Source organism: Sorangium sp. So ce204 (assembly GCF_051526795.1).
In the GTDB taxonomy this organism is placed as follows: Bacteria; Myxococcota_A; Polyangia; order Polyangiales; family Polyangiaceae; genus Sorangium; species Sorangium cellulosum_B.
This window is the reverse complement of record NZ_CP150317.1, coordinates 12,304,942-12,323,512: the sequence shown is the minus strand read 5'-3', so window position 1 is coordinate 12,323,512 and position 18,571 is coordinate 12,304,942. Positions and strand designations below refer to the sequence as shown.

Here is an 18,571-nt window from a genome sequence, read left to right as displayed (position 1 = left end):
ACAGATCATGACAGCAGCGAAGAAGCTGGCCAGCGCAGAAACTTACATGGAGACGGGGCGCGTCGAGCGGACCGGCGCGGCGTTCGCGGTGCGGCTCTCGTCGGGGAGCTGCGAGGCGCGGCGCGCGAAGAGCTGCCTCGTCGCGCCCGACGTCGGGGACAAGGTGCTTTGCGCCATCGAGCCGGATGGGGTCCATGTGCTGGCCGTGCTCGATGGCCGCGACGGCGCGCCGACGAAGCTCGCGACCGACGGCGATCTGGTGGTGCAAGCCCGGGGGGGACGTGTCGTGATCTGCGCCTCGGAGCGCGTCGACATCGCGGGCGCGCGCGAGGTCGCCGTGACCGGCGCCGAGGTGCAGGTGCGCGCCAGAAAGGGCTCTGTGGCGATCGATGAGCTCGGGTTCTTCGGCAGGCTGGTGCAAGCCGAAGTGACGAAGATCGCGCTGATAGCGCAGGAGGCCGACACGGCGCTCACAAGACTAACACAACGCGTCAAACGCGTGTTCCGCTTCGTCGAGGAGATCGATCAGACGCGCGCAGGCACCATCGATTTGCGCGCCCAGGACCTGCTCGGCCTTCGCGGAGAGAATGCGATCATCTCGGCCCGTGTCCTCGCCAAGGTCGACGGCGAGCAGATCCACCTCGGCTGATCGCTGCGCCGAAGAGAGGAGAACCCGATATGTTGGCGAAGACGAGCGCTGGCGGCATGTGCCTGGCGTTTCCCGACGTGTGCCTCACGCCGGCCCCACCTGCGCCGGCTCCGGTCCCGGTGCCTTATCCGAACATCGCCCTCGAGCCCACCAACGTGGGATTCGTGCCGAACGTCCTCATGACGTGCACGCCTGCGCACAACATGGCCACGATGCCTGTCCTCACGAACGGCGATAACGCCGGCCTGGCGACCGGCGTCGCGTCTGGCACCGTGATGGGCCCTGCACGCACGGTGACCGGGGCGTTCACCGTGGTGGTCGGGGGGATGCCGCTGGCGCGGCTCACCAGCATGACCATCCAGAACAACACCAATGCGCCAGGCGCCAAGATCGTACCCAGCGTCACCAACGTGCTCGTCCTGGCTCCGTGAGCATGCCGGCCGCGCGATGTGGGCCTCGGAAGGCGAGCTGCGCGCGCGGGCACCCGGCTGGCTACGTGGCCCACAGCACGGCGGCGGACAGGGCGATCGCGAGCTGGGCGGCGAGGATCACCAAAATCGCATAGGCGGATGACGCGCGCTCGTGGGAGTCCGACCGGCCCCGGATGCGGCTCGACACGGCGGCTGCAAGCGCGAGCCCGACGGGGAGCCCCGCTGCGAGGCCCAGAGGAACCGGCGTGAAGCACCCATCCCACGACAGCAGCACGCTCGCGCCGCCGTTGTTCTCGAAGTCGCATCGATCTCCGGCTGCGAGGAAATAAACGGGCGCGCCGAGCAAGAGAAGAACAGCGCAGAGAACGCCGCCGACGAGGAGCAGCGTGCGCCCGGTGTCCGCCGGCCGCAGCGCGGACGATCGCGCCACATGAGGGACGTTGCGGGCAATCGTGGCAAATGCATCGAGCATGCGCGCGGCGCAGCCGGGGCTGCAGTGCCTGTCCGTGAACGCCTGGAGATGCGCGCAGATCTCGCCTCGTTCGTCGTCGATATCGATGCTCGAGAACCCCTCAGCCAGCAGCTCGCGGACGCTCGCGCGCAGCTCGGGTGAGCCGAGCACCCGCTGGACGATGAGAGGATCGCTCGGCGAGTGGATATAGACCTCGTGATCGAACGGCGAATCGCCCGTCTGGACCTCGGTCGAGACGAGGGCGACCTTGGCAGCGCGGTGCTCGGACGTCTCGGGCCGCAGCTCGATGCTCATTGGTCGGACGGCAGAGAGCGGCGCGCCGGCGGGCTCGCGATAGGTCACCTGGGCGCCGTCCACAGGCCGCTGCGCGCGGGGCGCGTACGGCGACCTCAGCCGGATGAAGTCTTGTACCGAGTACGTCACGCGGATGGGGTAGCCGCCGATGCTGAAGTGGAAGTCGACGGGCCACTCGGTCTCTTTGGGCGCGCCCGCGAGCTCGCGGAACTGATGCGCGAGCGCGGACTCGGGATCACCGGTCATCTCATGGCTCCTTGCAAGGCGATCGTACCACGCCCCGCCGCGCCGGTGCGCACCGTGACGGCCGCGTTCACCGTGGTCGTCGGGGGGATGCCCCTCGCGCGGCTCACCAGCATGACGCTCCAGAACAGCACCAACGCGCCCGGCGCCAAGATCGTGCCCAGCGCGACCAACGTGCTCGTCCTGGCGCCGTGAGCACGTTGCACCAGGGGAGGTGACGGTGCGCGTCGCGCCGTCACCCAGCCGCCACGGTCAGCGGTACGGCGTGCCGACCGCACCCCCGTCGAGGTAGTGAACCCTGGATCCCGGTTGCGACGCGAGCTTGGCGAGGGCCTCGTTCGCGTCGCGCGCGTACCACTCGGTGAAGCCGCAGAGCGCGCAGATCCAGGTCTCGAAGGTGCCCGCCTTGACGAGCGCGGCCACCGCACCCACGACCTCCGTAGTGCCGGTGAGGACATACTTGGACGTCACGTGCAACGGATTCGTCTTCGCGTATTCGCAGTCGGGCTGCTCCACTCTCTCCACGACCCAGAGCTTTCTGGACTGGCACTTCGGGCACTGACGAGAGGTCTTCATCGCGATGGGTCCCCTTGATCCGGACGAGCCTAGCACTTCGGCTCGTGACCGATCCTGGTGATCTGCCGAAAGACGACGCCTCCAGATCACCGCGCGAGACGCTTCTCCGGCCTCCCTCGGCCAAGCGCCTGTCCCGCAGCGCCCGCCACGCTCATCGATACGGAGAGTCCCCTGGCCTCCGCGGACCGCCAAGGCCGAGCTTGCGCTCGAGCGCGTCGATCTCGGCTTCCCACGCGGAGCGCTTGCGCTGGATCTCGCGCGTGCGCAGGGCGGCAGCGATGAAGGGCCCAGCGAGGAGCAAGACGAGGAGCACGAGACCGACGTCCACCGGCACGCTCGCCCAGCGGGTGAGGCGGTAGGGCGCGAGATCCTGGTCCTCGCGACGGGACACGTCGCTCGACGTGAGGCGGTCGATGTCGACAGCGCGGTTGTGACAGAGCTCTACCGACACCTCCGCCTCGGCCCAGGTGCCCGACTCGTGCCATGTGAAGACTCGCCCCGGGCCGCGGCACCCCCGGCATACGCTCGGACAGAAGACGCTCGCAGCCATGATCGAGCGGCCGATCATGGGCTCCACGCACGCGGGGAACATGAACCCGCCGATCAGCGCGGCGAGGAGGGCGAACAGGACAAGCACGGGGCGACTCGCGTACCATATCGTGGGAACTGTCCCGAGGCTCGCGTGGTGCCTGTCGCGAAGGCGCGCGAGGCGTGATTCATCGGCGATCCGCTGCTCGGCCGCCGCCTTCTCGGCCTGGGCGCGGGCCGCCTCGCGCACGGCTTCCTCCTCGCGCCGCCTCTCCATCGCGACGATCTCGCGCGCCTTGTCTTCGATCATCTTCGCGAGAACGTCGGGCACGCCGTCACCATCGGCGTCGACCGGCGCACCGCAGGCGGGACATCGGGGCTTGGAGAGGTCGAGGGCGGCTTGACAGCGAAGGCATCTCATGGGCGCGGGCTTTCATCCAGAGCTTACCACAGCGCACCTCGTGCATATCGCGGCAGCGCCGGGTATCCGATCATCGGAACGCACGCCCTGGATCAAACGACGGATCGCCGATCTGGCTCTCGACCGCGACGCCGGCGGCCTTCGCATCGCCGTGATCGTAGCCTGGCCCGCGATCGCTCACGAGCCTTCGGGATCTTCCGGCCTCACCGGCGCCGTCTCGTCGATCTCCTTCATGTTGGCGCCCGCGATCTTCGCCCGCCTCCGCGAGGCCCCATGCAGATTGGCACGCTCCAGGTTGGCGCCGCGGAGATCGGTCAGATCGAGCTTCGCGTGCGCCAGCACCGCGGCGACGAGGCGGGCCTTGCAGAAGGAGGCTGCGCCGAGGTCGGCGCGGTCGAGCCGCGCGGACATGAAATCGGCGCGATCGGCCTTCGCGTCACGCAGGTTGGCGCCGGCGAACGACGCGCCCACGAAGCGCGCATCCTCCAGGTCGGCGCCTGCCAGGTTCGCCGCGGAGAGGGTCGCGCCGTCGCCGCGGGCACGACCGAGCCGCGCTCGCTCCAGGTTCGCCCCGCGCAGCGAGGCGCCTCGGAGGTCCGCCTCCTCGAGCGAAGCCTCGACGAGCTCCGCGCGGTCGGCGCGCGCGTTCGTGAGATCGGCGCGAGACAGATCCGCGCCGCGGAGGTCGGCCTCGTCGAGCGTCGCCTCGACGAGGCTGGCCCCCGCGAGGCGGGCACCACGGAGCCTCGCGCCGCGGAGCGCGCACCGCGCGAGCGAGCGCCCGCTGAAGTCGAGCCCCGACAGGTCACCGCCCGACAGGTCGTCTCCATCGAAATCGCCGCCTTCGGCGAGCCTCGCCTCGGCCCGCTTTCGCGCCTCCAAGCCGGTGAGCGGCTCGCTCGTCACAGGCGGCGATACGGCTGCCGGCGACTCCTCCTCGGGCGGCCGACTCCTCCTCTCCGGCGGCGGCACCCTCTCAGGCAGCGCCACCTCGACCAGCGCCGGCGGCGCCATCTCGAGCTGCGGACTCACCTTCTCCGGCGGTGCCGCCTCCACCGCCAGATAGGCCGCCTCCTGCCCCGATGGCTCTCGCGCCACGAGCGTCGCCCCGGATGACGCCTCCGCCGGAGCCGCCTCGGCATCCGGCTCCGGCGGCGGCGCCGATTCCACGACACCGCTCGCAGGATCTCCCGAGTCGACCAGCGTGCGCCCGGGCTGCGAGCCCCCGGCGCCAGCAGGGCTGACGGGCCGAGGCGCGGCCATCGGGCTCCACGGCGCGCCCGGGATGGGGTCCTCCCCGCCCGACGCGCTCGTCCCCGGCGCTGCCACCGGGAACTGCGCCCGCTCTGCCCCGACCTCCGCGAGCCTGTCCTCGGGGATCGGCATCCTCTGGCCCAGCGGTCCCGTGATGCCTCCGCTCACGGCGAGATCGGCAGGAGGCTGCGGCGCGGCAGGCGAATCACGAAAGGGGAGCACCGGCATCTCCATCTTCCTCTTCGAGAGCGGGCCTGTCTCCACCAGCCCGGCGGGCGCGACGATCGGTTTCGCAAGCAGCACCGCCGGCGCCGAGCTCCGGTGCGTCGCCGCAGGGTCCCCAGGGAGCGACGCGCCGTGCTCCGGCCACGGAATGCTCTCTTTGAGCGTCTCGACACCCGCGAACAGGCGGATGCCCTGGAGCGCCTCCTCGCTCTCCGTCGCGAAGTTGCCCCGCCACACCAGCGAGGCGATCTGGCGATCACCGTCGATGACGAGCGTGTCGGCCACCAGCGGGATCTCCTGCGATCCGCCCGCCCGCTCGGCGTCGATGCGGTAGCGGCGCACACGAGCGCGCGCCGAGGGGAGGCGCGGCCAGATGAATGCTCTCCCCGCGCTCAGGTTCTCCAGGATGATCGACTCATCGCCTTGCAGAAAGGGGATCTGCTGATCGAACGGCGCCGGGTTGAAGGCGCGAAAGTCGAAGTCCGCCGGGAGGTCGAGCACCTCCGCGCGCCCCGCGGCGGCGGGGTCCGCGCCGGGCGAGCCGAGCTGCGCTGAACGCCGCGTGGCGCCCGGCTCGAAGCCGTTGAAGAGCCGCTTTCGCAAGGGCCAGTGAGGCGCGATCGGCCCGAAACACGCGGGCCGGTGGGAGCTCGCAGGATTGACCAGGTTCGGGCGCGCTCGCCTTGGGCCCATCGCTGGATCCAGCGCGCCCTCGCCGGCCTCGGAGACACCGACCGGGTTCCAAGGATGGCTGGGTCCGCCCGCCGCGCGCTCGTACACGAGCGGCATCCTCTGGAACGGCGTGGGCGCGATGCTGCCGGGCGTGGGGTCCCCGAAGACGTGGATCGTCTTGTCGAGCAGCGGCCCACCGCGGAAGAGCGCGAGCCTCGCCGAGAGGCCGATCACCGGCCCGGTGGCGTCCGAAGCATGCGCGTGCCCGGTGAGCACGACGCCGGCGCCGGGGAGGTACGGCGCGGTGTCGCTCGCGGAGCGCAGGCTCCGCGAGGGGTCGTCGTCGTGAAAGCGGTCCTCGCGCTCGACGGGCTCGGGCGCCACGAGATCCGCGCCGTCGCCCGCGCCGAAGGCGAACGTCGCCTTCACGAGGATCGTGACGCGCAGCACGCCGCCGATGCGCCACAGGACCGAGCCGCACGACACGGGATTCAAGGCGACGATGTCCACCGGCCAGAGCGCGCGCACGCGCCGATCCTACCCGCTCGTGGCCCGGCGCGTGCAGGGAGACTGGGGAGACTTCGCGGCTGTGACGCGCGTGTCCATCACCCCCAGCCGTCGCGCCACCGCGCTACCTCGCGCGTCGCTCGTGCCGGCCGGGCGCGAAGGGCTGGAGGCGCCGGCGGACATGGTCTATCGTCACGAGTCCGCCGATCGGACGCCGCGAGGCGCCGAGAGCCGCTCCAACGTCTCGATGGCCGCTGAAGGGGGTCTTGCCATGCGGATCGCGCTGATATCCGACATCCACGGCAATGAGGTGGCGCTCAGGGCCGTGCTGGCCAGCATCCGGGCGACGGGCGTCGATCAGGTGATCTGCCTGGGCGACGTCGCGACGCTTGGACCGCGGCCCTCGGCCATCCTGGACATGCTGCAAGAGCTCGGGTGCCCGTGCATCCTCGGGAACCACGACGAGTTCATGCTGGATCCGCAGCTGATCCGCACCTACACCGAGGCCCCCATCGTCGTCGACGCGGTGGACTGGTGCCGTGATCGGCTGTCGAGAGACGAGCTCGCCTTCCTGCGCACGTTCCAGGCGCGCCTCGAGATCCCGCTCGACGCTCACTCGACGCTCCTCGTGTTCCACGGCTCGCCCCGGTCTCACATGGAGGACCTCCTCGCGAACACCCCGCCGGAGGAGCTCGATCGCCGGCTCGCGGGCCACGCTGCGACGGTGATGGCCGGGGGGCACACGCACCTCCAGATGCTCCGCCAGCACCGCGGCACGCTCCTCGTGAATCCGGGGAGCGTCGGGCTCCCCTTCAAGGAGTACGCGAACGGCGGGCCGCCGACGCTGCTGCACCACGCCGAGTACGCGACCGTGGAGGCGCAAGGCGGCGCGGTGAACGTCAGCCTGCACAGGGTGCCGGTCGACAGGGACGCGCTCCGCGCGGCGGTGAAGGCCTGCGATAACCCCATGCGCGGCGCGCTGCTGCAACAATACGCCTGAGCGAGCCCGGCCGGTCCCGCCGGCCGCGGCGCGAGGAGACCAGGGAGCGCGAGCGCCTCGAGGCCGCCCGCGACGCCGCGCGCCGCGCGCTGCGCCGACGAATCCCGCTGCGTCGGCGAGGCCGAGGCGCCCGATCCGCGTGCGGCGGGGCGCGGCGATCTGGTAGCCTCGAGGGCGCGCGCCGGAGAGCGATGGAGCCCCGATGACGAAATACGAGCAGATCAAAGTATCCTATGAGGCCTCCAAGGCGGCGATCGGCCAGGTCGCCGAGGAGCTCTTGCAGTGGATATACGAGCTCCGTGACCACATGGCCTGGCCAAGGGACAAGTGGGCCCTCAACCGGATCGCCGGAGACGCCCACGCCAACGGGCTCTTGCAGCGGTTCGTCGTCGAGAATCAGCCCGGCGTCGGCGAGGTCCTGAAGTGCCAGCTGTCCCTCACCGTCGAGGAAGAGCTGCCGTTCACCGTCGACTTCTTCGCGGTGGGCAGGACCGACAGGGGCCTCCTCGTCGTCCTCATCGGCGGAGAGCAGATCACCGTCAGCAAGGCTTCCCCCGAGCCCTTCTTCGAGAAGGCCGTGGAGCACATCCGGCAGCAGGCGAGGCGCGTTGCGAAGACGCGCCGCGTCGGAGCCATCGCCGGCACACCCCACCGCCCTGCCTAGGCGCAGCGCTCGCCCGGCTGCCCAGGTGGTTCGCCTGGCGCTCGGGCGTGCGCCACCGTGCCACCGCCCGCGGAAGATGCCGCCCCTGCGCTTCACCAACGAAATCCGTCATACCAAAAACGAAAGCCTCACCCGTACGGCGCCTACGTAAATTCACGGACCCACGTCAGGAGATTCCTGGCCCAGCTCCTGCATAGCTCGGTGACCGGAGCGCCTGAGGGACGGTTTCCCCCCCCACACCGTCGGACGGGCGCTCTTTTTTTCTTTTGTGCGAGTGCGACGCCGCCGCGTCGGCACCGCGCTTCGTCCGGGCGGCGCGTCACGACAGCTCGGCGACCAGCACGCGATGGCCGAGGTCGAGCGACTCCAGGCGCCGCAGCTCCCCGTACTTGCGATCCCACTCCCCCGACGCGAGGTCCGCCCTCAAGCGCGCGAGCCCTTTCGCCAGCTCGCCCGATCCGCAGCGCTTGCGCTCGCCTCGCGCGAGGCCAGGACTATCGCGCGAGGCGCGCTTCGCCGGAGAGGAGCCGCTTCGCCGCGCCAGCGATGGAGGAAGCGTCCAACCCCGCCGCGCGCAGGAGTTCGGCCGGGGTGCCCGAGCCGGGCATCTCCCTCACGGCGAGATGGACGACGCGCGCGACGACGGGCTCTTCGCCGGCCAGGGCCTCGAGCACGGCGTCGCCCAGGCCGCCCTCGGGCCAGTGATCCTCGACGACGACGACGTTTCCCGCCGTGGCCTGCACCGCGGCGCGGATGCCGGCGGCGTCGATCGGCTTGATGCCATACGCGTCGAGGACTCGAGCGGAGAGCCCGCTCGCCTCGAGCTCTGCGTGGGCCTTCAACGCCTCGTGGACGGTGATGCCGGCGGCGATGATCGTCACGCGATCGTGGGGTGTCTGGCGCAGCACCTTGCTCCCGCCGATGGGGAACGCTTCGGTCGCATCGTACAGGATGGGCGTCTTCTCGCGCGTCGTTCGGAGATAGACGATGCCCTTCTGGTCGGCCATGGCGGCCACCAGCCGAGCGGCCTGATTGGCGCAGCACGGATAGAGCACGGTGCTCCCGTGGACGGCGCGCATCATGGCCAGATCCTCGAGCCCCATCTGCGACGGGCCGTCCTCGCCGATGGATACGCCCGCGTGCGAGCCGCACACGCGGATATCGGCCCTCGACACAGCGGCCATCCGGAGGAAATCGTGGGCGCGCGTGAGGAAAGCCGCGAACGTCGACGCGAAGGGCGACCAGCGCCGGACGCTCAGCCCGACGGCGGCGGCCACCATCTGCTGTTCGCTGATGAACATCTCGAAATAGCGGTCTGGATGAGCCTTCGCGAACTCCTCGGCAAAGGTCGAGTTGCTGACCTCGGCGTCCACGGCGACGACATCCGCGCGCGCAGCGCCGAGCGCCTCGAGCGCGTCGCCGTAGGCTTTCCGCGTCGCGACGGCCGTGGAGCGCTCGTAGGTGGGGAGCCTCAGCGGCCCGGCGGTGGGCCGCGGAGCAGGCTCACCCGGCGCAGGCGCCTCCGGCTCGATGACGATGTCGCGCATGCCCCCCAGCTCCTCGATCGCCTTCGCGCACTGCGCCTCGTCGAGCGCCTTTCCGTGCCAGCCGTCCTTGTCCTCGACGAGGGACACGCCCTTTCCCTTCACCGTGCGCGCGACGATCAGCGCGGGCGCGTCCGAGACGCCGAGCGCTTCGGCGTAGGCGCCGGAGATGGCGGCTGGATCGTGGCCGTCGATCTCCAGGGCACGCCAGCCGAACGCGCGGGCGCGCGCCGCGTAGGCCGCGGAGTCCCAGCCGAGGGGCGTCTGTCCGCGTTGCCCGAGGCGGTTCATGTCGAGGATGGCAATGAGGTTGCCGAGCTTCGTGTGGCGCGCGTGGTCGAACGCCTCCCAGATGGATCCCTCGGACATCTCGCTGTCGCCGAGCAACACCCAGACACGGTAAGGAGCCTTCTCGAGGTACTTCCCGGAGAGCGCGATCCCGACGCCCATGGGGAGCCCCTGACCGAGGGAGCCGGTCGCCACGTCGACCCAGGGGAGCGTCGGCACCGGGTGCCCTTGCAGCGGGCTCCCGAAGCGCCGGTACGACAGGAGCTCCGCGTCGGAGAGGACGCCCGCCGCCTTGAGCATCGCGTAGAGCAGCGGGGAGGCGTGGCCCTTCGAGAAGATCAGGTGATCGTTGTTCGGGTTCTCCGGATGGCTCAGGTCCCAGCGGAGGTGGTCGCGGAGGAGCACCGCCATGAGATCGGCCGCCGACAGGCTGGAGGTCGGGTGTCCGGAGCCGGCCTTGGTCGAGCAACGGAGGCTGTCGACGCGAAGCTGCTGAGCTAGCTCACGCTGGCCCTGAGCCTGCTCGGCGCTGCTTCGGTGTTGCCCCTCGGTCCGGTCGCGCCCGCCGCGCGGTTCGTGCCCACGCGGAGGCACCCCGTGGGGCGCCTGGGTCGACCGCTCGCCGGACGGCGCGGGCGAGCGGTCCTTCTCGGCCTTCGGCGCTTGCTCTCGATCCTCCTGCGCGGGCAGGCCCCTGGGGCGGCTCGGCGCAACGTCTTTCAGGGGGCTGCGTACATGCTTTGGCCGTCGCTTCTCGGCCGGCTTGGGGGCTTCTTGCGCCATGGCTGCACCTGACGCCGCCGTCTTGATGCAAGCAGGGCGCCACCGCGCACAAAGCTTGTGTCGGGCCACGACGATGACAGCCAAGCCTGCCCGCATGGCGCGATCATCGAGCGGCCTGAGGCGAGCGCCGAACCGCCGATTTCACTCACACGCTGGTTGACCCGCCGATTTCACTCACACGCTGGTCGGCAACGACCGCTCAGTGACGCGTCCTGAGCAGCTCGCGTTCGGTGGGGACGCTTCGCGCGCCGGTCGCGCGGTCACCACGGAGGATGCGAGCGCTCCGCGGCGCCGGGCGCGGGTCGACCGGGCGCCCGGCCTGCGCGGTGAGGGGGCGCGGCGCGGCCGCGGGGTCAGCGGCCTCGTCGGGCGCGGGGACAGCGGCATCCAGCGCCGCGGCGTCACCCGATCGCGCTGCTCGGGGTGGGCTCGCCTGGGCCGCGATGCGCGCCTGCACGGCGCGGACCACGGACGCGGCGCGCGCGTCGAGGCTCGACGCCCGCAGCGCGGAGGGGACCTGGGCCTGCGCCCACAGGGCGCCGGTCGACAGCACGACGCCGAGCGCCACGACGAGGCCGGCCGCGAGGCCCAGCTTGCCCCGGCGCGCGGGCTCGGCCCGCTCGGCGCGCGCCGGCGCACCCGGAAGGCCGACGGCGGCCTCGTAGGCGGCGACCATGGCCTCGATCGAGGGGAATCGCTCCGTCGGGTTCAGGGCGAACGCCCGCGCGAACCAGGCCGAGAGCGCCGGCGGCGCGTCCGGGTACAGCGCCGGCCGCGGCGGCTGCGCGCTGGCCAGGATCGAGGCGAGCACATCGCTCATGGTGTGGCCCGGAAAGGGCAGCCGGCCCGTGAGCGCCTCGTAGGAGACGACCGCGAGCGCCCACATGTCCGAGTGCGGGTTGGTGTCCCCATCGCAGGCGTGCTCAGGGCTCAGGTACGCCGGCGTGCCCAGCACCACGCCGCCGAGGGTCCGGCGGGGAAAGTCGGCGGGCAGCTCCTTTCGGATCCACTTGGCGATGCCGAAATCCGCGACCTTGGCGCGCACCTCACCGCTGCGCTCCTCCTCGAGCAGCACGTTCGTCGGCTTGATGTCGCGGTGCACGATGCCGAGGCCGTGCGCGACGGAGAGGGCCTCTCCGATCTGGCCGAGGAGCGGGGCGAGCTCCGCCGGGGACATCGGCCCCCGCTCCTGCATGAGCTGCCTCAGGGACCGACCTCGAACGTAGCCCATGACGAGGTACGGGCCCGCTGCAGGGTCGTTGCCGACGTCGTGCACGGCGACGACGTGGTCCGTCTTCTGCGCCAGCTGCGCCGCGACCTGGGCCTCGAACCGGAAGCGCTCCAGCGCGGTGCCGGCCTGGCTCTCGCGCCGGACCGTGAGGAGCTTGAGCGCGACGTCGATCCGCAGGGCCCTGTCGTGCGCGAGCCACACCTCGCCCATGGCGCCGCGTCCGACAAGCCGCGAGAGCTTGTACCGCCCGGCGACGAGCTGGTTGCGCCGCGGGTCCTGGGCTACGTCGCCCCGCCCGGCCGCGGAAGAAGCGGGAGCGGCGTCGCCGGAGCGGTCAGAGCGCGCCGCAATGGCACGCGCGCTGTCCGCCATCGGGACATTGGCGTCAGATCGTCCACCGGAAGCCGATGCTTGCCACACGAGCAGTACCCTCCGTGCCGTCGCCGTGCCCAGGCTCGTTGACGCGGTGATGCGACAACGCTCCTGGACGCCGAGACCGGGGCATGTCAGCCACGGTACCACCGGGCGGGCGAGGCAGGAATCAGGAACGACGGAAGCGCCTCGCTCAGGAGTCTCCGGATCCACCATGAGGTGCGCAAGGGTGGTGAATCAGCGCCATACGGCGCCATCGCCCCGGTCAGAACGTCATCGTGAGCGCGTTCGCCAGCCGGTTCGCCCGGCCGTGCGGGAAATCATGCGGCGGCGCCGGATGACGCGAGGAAGGGCCGCCGCCCAGACGGCCATCCATGCCGCCGGAGCACCCGTCGGGGCGGTTCGACCGGCCATTCCGCAGGTGCACCCGCCGCCTTCATCACCTTCTCCACCTGCGCTGTTCGATGTGCTGGAGCCGCCGCTGGACGCGGATGATCCCGTGCCGCTACCGGCGGCAGCGGCCACGCACCCAGCGATCCGCATAAGAGAGGATGACGTCCTTGTTGACCGGCCATGCGGCCGCGAGCGCAGGCATGAGGAGCGCCGAGTAATGGGCAGATGCCATTGCCGAACGCCGGGGTCGACACATCGCGGTCGTGGCGCTGGCGCGGCGGCTTTCGGGGGTGCTGTGGGCCATGTGGCGCGACGGCACGCTCTACGACGCGCAGAGCGCAGCGGCTGCCTCGGCCAAGGGCATGCGCCTGCAGGCGCAGTCGGTCCAGCAGCAGGCACAGGCCATGAAGCGAGCCACGGTCAAAGCGCGCCGCCGGCAGCGATCAATCGACAAGGGACTCGACGCCGCCGCGGAAGCGGCTCCATCGAGGCCGACCTCGACCTCAAGGAGGGCCTCGATGAACTGACTTCCCCCACACGGGGGACATGCGCCACGAGCGCGCCACGCCAGGAGCGTGAAAGAGGGCTACGTGGATGAGCGCGAGAGCACCGAGGGCGCTCCGCCTCTGGGTCGAACACGCCGTTTGATAGATTGCGCCTCCACGATCCCGCTTCGGATTCCAGCGTGCATCCATGCCACCAAGGCGACTGCCGGCCTGTGAATGCGGATCGTCGATCGATTGAGCCACAGCTCGCTCCTGCGGACTCGACGCGACGCTCCAGCCCAACCGTAACGACGCCCACCAGGGCGAAGGGAGACGTCCATGCCGAAACGACCTGCACCGACGACGCCGAGCGCTAGCGCGGCCGAGCCGAAGCCGGCCAGCCGCGGAAAGAGAGCGCTAAAGCCCTTGACCCCGGGGCTGCATCATCGTCGGTGCTCTGGCCTTTACGGAGCGCCGCAAAACCAGCCTGGCGTGGCGGGGTCGTGGGACCTCTGGCAAACCCCGCCCCCGGAGCAATCCGCATTGCTCAAGCACGATCGGCAACGACCCTCTCGACAAACGTACGCGCCGCAGACGCGCAGCTTCGACGCCCGGATGGGATTGTCGGCTGGAAGCGAAGACTCATCACACTCCCAACCGTAGTGCCGCGGATCAAATTTCGCCGCGCACCGAGCCCGATCACAGAATCCCGACGCACAGTCGCCGTCGGTCGCGCAGCTCACCTCAGCCTCGGCGCCGTCCGCTTGACGCGCTTCGGCAAGCTGGACCGCCGGCCCATCCGCGTCTGCGCTCACGCGTGAGCACGCCAGTACCGCCAACAATGCCAGCAGCACCGCGGAGGACGCCAGCGCTGTCCTGTTAGTTACAGCCACTTCCATCTCCGCCCGGGCCTCCAAGACGGAAGAACGTGATGTTGTTGACGTCTAGCAGCATGTTGGAAAGGCTATAGCAGTCAGGATCGTACCCTGAAAAGGCCCCACCCGGAGCGTTGCCGCCGTTGAATGCGAAGGTGTTGCTCGGAGTCGTTATGCCGATGCGCGGATTATAGATCCAGGCAGCCTGACCCGAGCTGTTGCCATGCTGACCACTGCCGACATCACCATTGGCCCAGGGGGTCGGCGGACTTCCGGTGTTGACGCCGGGATGCCAGTACTCGCCGTACCAGTCGGCACGGCACGCTCCGCTGGCGATCAGGTCGAAGGTGATGCGCTCACCGGCGGCGTCCGCGACCGAGTTCTGTGTCGGGTAGTAACCCATCCATTGGCCGCAAGCGTGGACCCACCAGCGGTTTTGAAACAACTGGATCTCGACGGGGCAGGAGTAGTGCGTTCCATTGACCACGCTCATCGTGCTCGAGGACATCACCGCGCCCGGGAAGATTGTCGCCGCAGGTTCGCGCTTGAAGCCCGCCTGGAGCTCGTCGTAGCCACCGATGCGAGCACCCTGCGCCCCACCGGCCGTGCGAAAGTAGAGAAATAGATGGATGGAAGAATTGCTATAGAGCGGGCTCTGCTCCATGAAGCCGACCTCAACCGCTTCCATGGTGGTCGACGGGCTCGCTCCTGAGCACAAGGAGGCGCCCTGCATCAGGCTCATCTCCGTGCTTCCGACGTTGGCATAGTCCCAGGTGCTCACGTCTGCAGCGTTGGACACGTGAGTGCGCAAGTCTTGCTTGTTCGCGTAGAGCTTCTTGTTTCCGTCGTAGCTCGGCAGCGGCGTCGCAATGTGGTTCTTGATATAGCTGTCCAAATTCTCTGCCGAATGGTTGCCCTCGACGTAGCCGTCGAACGTTGGCCGCGGCATGGGCACGGTCCCTTCGGGGGCCTGGATCCCAAGCTCCTCGTACTCGGTGCGCGCCCGACGAGCGTTGTGCATCGGTGCCGTCTCCTCGGCGCTCACTTTATCTTCGGCCCCTCGACGCCGATCCTGGCTCGGGGTCGGCGTCTGCTGAGGTTGCGGCGGTGGAATAACGTTAACCGCGTCCGGATAGAGACTCGCGTACTCGACGAACTCGATAATCTGGCCGCTGGGCATCTGAACGGTACCAACGATGTTCCATCCTCGGGCCCGCTGGGCGTTCCAGCCGTCCACCTCGGAGCGACGCATCGCTCAGAGATCCGACGTGACGCGCTGTACAGCGGTCTGCTCCGGTATGTCTGCCTCTGACTCCTGGCTCGGATCGGCTCCGAAACAAGCCTGCAGCAGGACGGCGCCTATCATAAGACCACTGGTCGCAATTCGGCTTATTCTCACACTAATTCCCCTCTCGCCATTACATCGCTCCTGTAGATCGATGCGTATTCGTCGCCCGAGTGAGCCAGGTCACTTCGGCGGATAGTATGCAATTGAGTTTCTCAGTCAAGCATCGACGCGAAGTTTTTGGATTTTATGTCGTTTTTTGTATTTTTGGAGTCCTGGAGGCGCGCCCTGCGGCAGAAATCCCGGATGCCTGAGAAAATGTCGCCGCTGGCGAAATTGGTCTTGTGTGGCAGGAAAACCGGCTGTGCGGCCGCGCCTGACGCAGATGCGCGAAGAAAAAGAATGAGCGCTCGACCGTCTCAAGGAGTTGGACGAGGAGCGCCAGCCGCCGATTGACGACTTCGGGTCCTTCGAGCGCGAACTGCGCGGGAGGATGGCGGAGATCGAGCGCGACCTGCTCGCGGAGAAGCCCCAGTGATGCTGATCGACGGCGTACCCCACCCCTATACGTCAGAGACGATGTCGTCTCGAATCCTGGGGCGGAGGGCGGGCCACGGACGCGGCCGCGCGTCCTGGGGCGGTCAGGGCGAGACGCAGGGCACGCTCGGCGCGGCGTCCGGCGAGAGGAGCGGCGGCAGCCAGCGCCGCAGCACCAGGGGCACCATGGCGTCGTGGGGCATCGGCTCCGTCGGGACGAGCGGCTCGAGCTCGCGGAGAACGCCGGGCGCCGCGGGGTGCGCCTCGACGCCGCGCTGGAAGGCGCGGCGGAAGTCGGCGATGGGGCGCTTGGCCCAGGTCATCGTCTGCCACGACACGACGACGTGCGTGGTCGGGCGCGAGCGGGCGAGGGGGAGCGCGAGGTCGACGTCCATGCACGTGTCGATCACGAGCGCCGCGTGCACGGGGGTGGACGCGCTCAAGGCGGTCGCGATGCCGCCCGCCTTGTTGCAGCCGCCGCCGGAGTGGCCCGCGACGACGACGCGCGCTCGGTCGAGGGTCGCAATGCCGCGAAGCCGCGCGGCCGTGGCGTCGAGGAACACGTCCAGGTCGAAGGCAGGCCAGCTCGTCCGCGCGACGGCGACCGCCGCCGGGAGCACGGCGCTCGGCGCGGCGACCAGCATCGGCGGGATCCGGCCCGCGTCCATGAGCTGCGCCGCGATCCGGCGCACGTCGCCCTCCCGGCCGCCCCCCATCCAGCGGTGCTCGATCCGCGCCTCGTTGGTGCCGTGCAGGAACACGAGGATCGGCAGCGGCCGCGCGGGATCGGCGGCGGCCAGGCGGTGCACGAAGGCGCGACCCCGCCAGCGCCGCTCCGGCGGCACCGCGGGCGCGGCGGCCCCGGCCCGCGCTGCGCCCTGCTCGGCGGCGCCGCTCGCCGGCGCAGAGGGGTGCTCGTAGTCGTACGTCGCGCCGTCGAGCTGCCCGGGTGCCGGCGTCGACGCCGCCGGCGCTACAGCCACCGGCGCTACGGCCACCGACGCAGGCCTCGGCTGCGCCCCCACGGCGCCCGGGGAGGACACGGCCGCGAGCCCCGCCGCGAGCCCCGCCGCGAGCGCGAAGGCGCGCGTCGCGGGCGCTGGACCACGCGCCGCCGCCCGCGGAGCGCGCGCGCCACCGCGGCGCCCGGCGGCCGTCACTGCGGCTCCTCTGCCGGCGCCGCGCGGCCTGCGCCGGGCGCCGGGGCGGGCGAGGCGCTCGCGTCCCGCGGGATCGTGCGCTTCCGCTCGAAGGCGCGGGTCGGGTCGACCACCTTGACGTCCCCGAGGCGGCTCAGCATCGGGCCGATCGCCTGGGCGTCGCCCACCACGACGATCGCGGCGTGCGCCGGCCGCACGTTGTCGTGCGCGACCTTGCCGGCGAAGGCCGGCGTGATGTCCCGGAGCTCCTTGCGGTAGCTCTCGTGGTGGTCGTCCGGCAGATCGAGCGCCTGCATGACGGCGATCTCGTCCGCGAGCCCGGTGGCCGTCCCGAGGCCGAGGCCGAGGCGCGCCGTGAGCCGCCGCGCCGCGGCGTCGACCTCCTCCTGCGAGGGCGCCGCGGCCGCGAGCTGCTCCGCGTGCTCGAGCATCGCCTGCGCGGCGAGGCCCGTGCGCGCCGCAGGGACGCGGACGTGGGCCAGGAGCGGGACGGGCCCGTGCGCGACGTCGAGCGGCGCCGCGGACACCTCGCGCGCCGGCCCGCGCGGCTCGAGCAGCTCCTGCGAGAGGCGCCCGGAGGGGCCGCCGAGGACCTCGCCGGCGACCGCGAGCGCGGGCCACTCCGAGGCGCCGCGCTCGGGGCCGAGCACGCCGAGGAAGAGCTCGCTCTCCGCGCTCTTCGGGCGATCGACGATCGTGATCTTGAGCGACGCCGGAGGCACCGGATCGGTGAACGACAGCGCCGGCGGCTCCGCGCCGCGGCGGTCGGTGAAGGCCTTCTCCACGGCCGCGCGCGCGGCCTCGGGCGTCGTGTCGCCCGCCACCACCACCACGGTGTTCTTCGGGACGTACCACGCCGCGTGGAACGCGCGGCAGTCGGCGGCGGTGATCCGCGGGAGCTCCGCCGCGGTCGCGCCGAACGAGGCGTAGGGGTGCAGCTCGGTCGGGAGCGCGTAGAGGTCGCGGAAGAGGACCATCAGCGCTCCCCAGCGGGCGTCCGAGCGCGCGCGCTCCCTCGCCGCCTCGGCGGCCTGGGCCTTCAGCCTGGCGAGCTCCGCGGCGTCGAGGCGCGGCCGCTGCACGACGTGCCCGAGCAGCAGGGCCGCCTCCGCGAGGCGATCGCTGGGCGCGCGCAGCGCGATCACGGTCGCGTCGAGGCCGGTGTCCACCCGCAGGGAGGCGCCGAGCGACTCGACGCGCGCGAGCAGCTCGCGGCCGGGGAGGCCGCCCGCGCCCCCGCGCAGGAGGAGCTCGCCCGTGATCGCGGCGAGCCCCGTGCGCTCGCCGTCGGCCGCGGAGCCGCCGCGGATGACCACCCGGACCTCCACGAGCGGCAGCGCGCGGCTCACCGCCGTGGCGACGCGGAGGCCGCTCGGGAGCTCGGCCCAGGCGATGGCGGGCATGCGCGCGGGCTTCGCGGGGCCGGACGGCGGCGGCTGCTCCCCGCGAGCGGCCTCGGCGGGCGGCGCCGCTGGCGCAGACGTCGCCGGCGCAGGCGTCGCCGGCGCGCCCGCCTGCGCGGGCGGCTGCGGCGCCCGTCCAGCAGCGCAGCCGCACGCCACGGCGGCGGCCGCGAGCGCCGAGGTCCAGGAGAGCCAGGGGCGCGCTGTCCGTCGCCCGCGCAGGTCGCGTCGCTCGCTTCGCTCGTTCATCGCGTCACGCGTTCTCCGTCGCTCGCCTGT

The 18,571-nt window shown here is 70.9% G+C and carries 14 protein-coding genes and 1 pseudogene; 6 read left to right on the top strand and 9 right to left on the bottom strand.

What is annotated here, in order from left to right; translation table 11 throughout:
• Positions 1-7 precede the first annotated feature (7 nt).
• Both WMF22_RS46640 and WMF22_RS46635 read left to right on the top strand, forming a co-directional pair.
• Positions 8-649, top strand: coding sequence for a DUF3540 domain-containing protein (locus tag WMF22_RS46640; protein WP_438033943.1), 642 nt, complete (start codon positions 8-10; stop codon positions 647-649).
• Between the two features lie 29 nt (positions 650-678).
• Positions 679-1,080, top strand: a complete 402-nt coding sequence (locus WMF22_RS46635) for a DUF4150 domain-containing protein (RefSeq protein WP_437296279.1) — start codon at positions 679-681, stop codon at positions 1,078-1,080.
• Positions 1,081-1,141: 61 nt separating this feature from the next.
• Here the strand turns inward: WMF22_RS46635 and WMF22_RS46630 are convergent, their stop codons facing one another.
• Positions 1,142-2,092: a hypothetical protein gene (locus WMF22_RS46630; protein ID WP_438033942.1), complete on the bottom strand. Its 951-nt coding sequence runs from the start codon at positions 2,090-2,092 to the stop codon at positions 1,142-1,144.
• 42 nt (positions 2,093-2,134) lie between these two features.
• Here WMF22_RS46630 and WMF22_RS46625 point away from each other — a divergent pair.
• A pseudogene (locus WMF22_RS46625) lies at positions 2,135-2,284 on the top strand (type VI secretion protein); the annotation flags it as partial.
• A 57-nt stretch (positions 2,285-2,341) separates the two neighbouring features.
• Here the strand turns inward: WMF22_RS46625 and WMF22_RS46620 are convergent.
• The 3 genes from WMF22_RS46620 to WMF22_RS46610 all read right to left on the bottom strand — a co-directional run bounded on the left by WMF22_RS46620 (position 2,342) and on the right by WMF22_RS46610 (position 6,293).
• Positions 2,342-2,665, bottom strand: a complete 324-nt coding sequence (locus WMF22_RS46620; RefSeq protein ID WP_438033941.1) for a hypothetical protein — start codon at positions 2,663-2,665, stop codon at positions 2,342-2,344.
• A gap of 151 nt (positions 2,666-2,816) precedes the next feature.
• Positions 2,817-3,524: a hypothetical protein gene (locus tag WMF22_RS46615; RefSeq protein ID WP_438033940.1), complete on the bottom strand. Its 708-nt coding sequence runs from the start codon at positions 3,522-3,524 to the stop codon at positions 2,817-2,819.
• 267 nt (positions 3,525-3,791) lie between these two features.
• Positions 3,792-6,293: a DUF2169 family type VI secretion system accessory protein gene (locus tag WMF22_RS46610; protein WP_438033939.1), complete on the bottom strand. Its 2,502-nt coding sequence runs from the start codon at positions 6,291-6,293 to the stop codon at positions 3,792-3,794.
• On the opposite strand from WMF22_RS46610, the gene WMF22_RS46605 reads away from it, so the two are divergent.
• Together WMF22_RS46605 and WMF22_RS46600 are read left to right on the top strand one after the other, a co-directional pair.
• Positions 6,268-7,272 carry a metallophosphoesterase family protein gene (locus tag WMF22_RS46605; protein WP_438033938.1) on the top strand — a complete coding sequence of 335 codons (1,005 nt, stop codon included), beginning with the start codon at positions 6,268-6,270 and terminating at the stop codon, positions 7,270-7,272. The two genes, WMF22_RS46610 and WMF22_RS46605, sit on opposite strands and share 26 nt — an antisense overlap.
• Before the next feature lie 202 nt (positions 7,273-7,474).
• The gene (locus tag WMF22_RS46600; protein ID WP_437296273.1) at positions 7,475-7,936 is read left to right on the top strand and encodes a hypothetical protein; all 462 of its coding nucleotides are present in this window, start codon (positions 7,475-7,477) and stop codon (positions 7,934-7,936) included.
• 494 nt (positions 7,937-8,430) lie between these two features.
• On the opposite strand, the gene WMF22_RS46595 is transcribed toward WMF22_RS46600, so the two are convergent.
• Positions 8,431-10,362, bottom strand: coding sequence for a transketolase (locus WMF22_RS46595; protein WP_438037336.1), 1,932 nt, complete (start codon positions 10,360-10,362; stop codon positions 8,431-8,433).
• A gap of 388 nt (positions 10,363-10,750) precedes the next feature.
• A complete protein-coding gene (locus WMF22_RS46590) occupies positions 10,751-12,154 on the bottom strand; it encodes a serine/threonine-protein kinase (protein WP_438033937.1) in 1,404 nt (467 codons plus the stop codon).
• Between the two features lie 656 nt (positions 12,155-12,810).
• Here WMF22_RS46590 and WMF22_RS46585 point away from each other — a divergent pair.
• Positions 12,811-13,074 carry a hypothetical protein gene (locus tag WMF22_RS46585; protein ID WP_437296271.1) on the top strand — a complete coding sequence of 88 codons (264 nt, stop codon included), beginning with the start codon at positions 12,811-12,813 and terminating at the stop codon, positions 13,072-13,074.
• 837 nt (positions 13,075-13,911) lie between these two features.
• Here the strand turns inward: WMF22_RS46585 and WMF22_RS46580 are convergent.
• From WMF22_RS46580 to WMF22_RS46570, 3 genes are all read right to left on the bottom strand, one after another.
• Positions 13,912-15,159 (bottom strand): neprosin family prolyl endopeptidase, encoded by a 1,248-nt coding sequence (locus WMF22_RS46580; protein WP_437296270.1) that lies wholly within the window; start codon positions 15,157-15,159, stop codon positions 13,912-13,914.
• 674 nt (positions 15,160-15,833) lie between these two features.
• Positions 15,834-16,889, bottom strand: coding sequence for a hypothetical protein (locus WMF22_RS46575; RefSeq protein WP_438033936.1), 1,056 nt, complete (start codon positions 16,887-16,889; stop codon positions 15,834-15,836).
• The gene (locus WMF22_RS46570) at positions 16,886-18,541 is read right to left on the bottom strand and encodes a M16 family metallopeptidase (protein ID WP_438033935.1); all 1,656 of its coding nucleotides are present in this window, start codon (positions 18,539-18,541) and stop codon (positions 16,886-16,888) included. Before WMF22_RS46570 ends, WMF22_RS46575 begins: the two co-directional genes overlap by 4 nt.
• Positions 18,542-18,571: the final 30 nt, after the last annotated feature.

Excerpts from the sequence above, each read along its gene's own strand:
- WMF22_RS46640 (WP_438033943.1), top strand. The coding sequence starts at position 8 with ATGACAGCAGCGAAGAAGCTGGCCAGCGCAGAAACTTACATGGAGACG.
- WMF22_RS46635 (WP_437296279.1), top strand. The coding sequence starts at position 679 with ATGTTGGCGAAGACGAGCGCTGGCGGCATGTGCCTGGCGTTTCCCGAC.
- WMF22_RS46630 (WP_438033942.1), bottom strand. The coding sequence starts at position 2,092 with ATGACCGGTGATCCCGAGTCCGCGCTCGCGCATCAGTTCCGCGAGCTC.
- WMF22_RS46620 (WP_438033941.1), bottom strand. The coding sequence starts at position 2,665 with ATGAAGACCTCTCGTCAGTGCCCGAAGTGCCAGTCCAGAAAGCTCTGG.
- WMF22_RS46605 (WP_438033938.1), top strand. The coding sequence starts at position 6,268 with ATGTCCACCGGCCAGAGCGCGCGCACGCGCCGATCCTACCCGCTCGTG.
- WMF22_RS46600 (WP_437296273.1), top strand. The coding sequence starts at position 7,475 with ATGACGAAATACGAGCAGATCAAAGTATCCTATGAGGCCTCCAAGGCG.
- WMF22_RS46590 (WP_438033937.1), bottom strand. The coding sequence starts at position 12,154 with ATGGCGGACAGCGCGCGTGCCATTGCGGCGCGCTCTGACCGCTCCGGC.
- WMF22_RS46580 (WP_437296270.1), bottom strand. The coding sequence starts at position 15,159 with ATGCGTCGCTCCGAGGTGGACGGCTGGAACGCCCAGCGGGCCCGAGGA.
- WMF22_RS46570 (WP_438033935.1), bottom strand. The coding sequence starts at position 18,541 with ATGAACGAGCGAAGCGAGCGACGCGACCTGCGCGGGCGACGGACAGCG.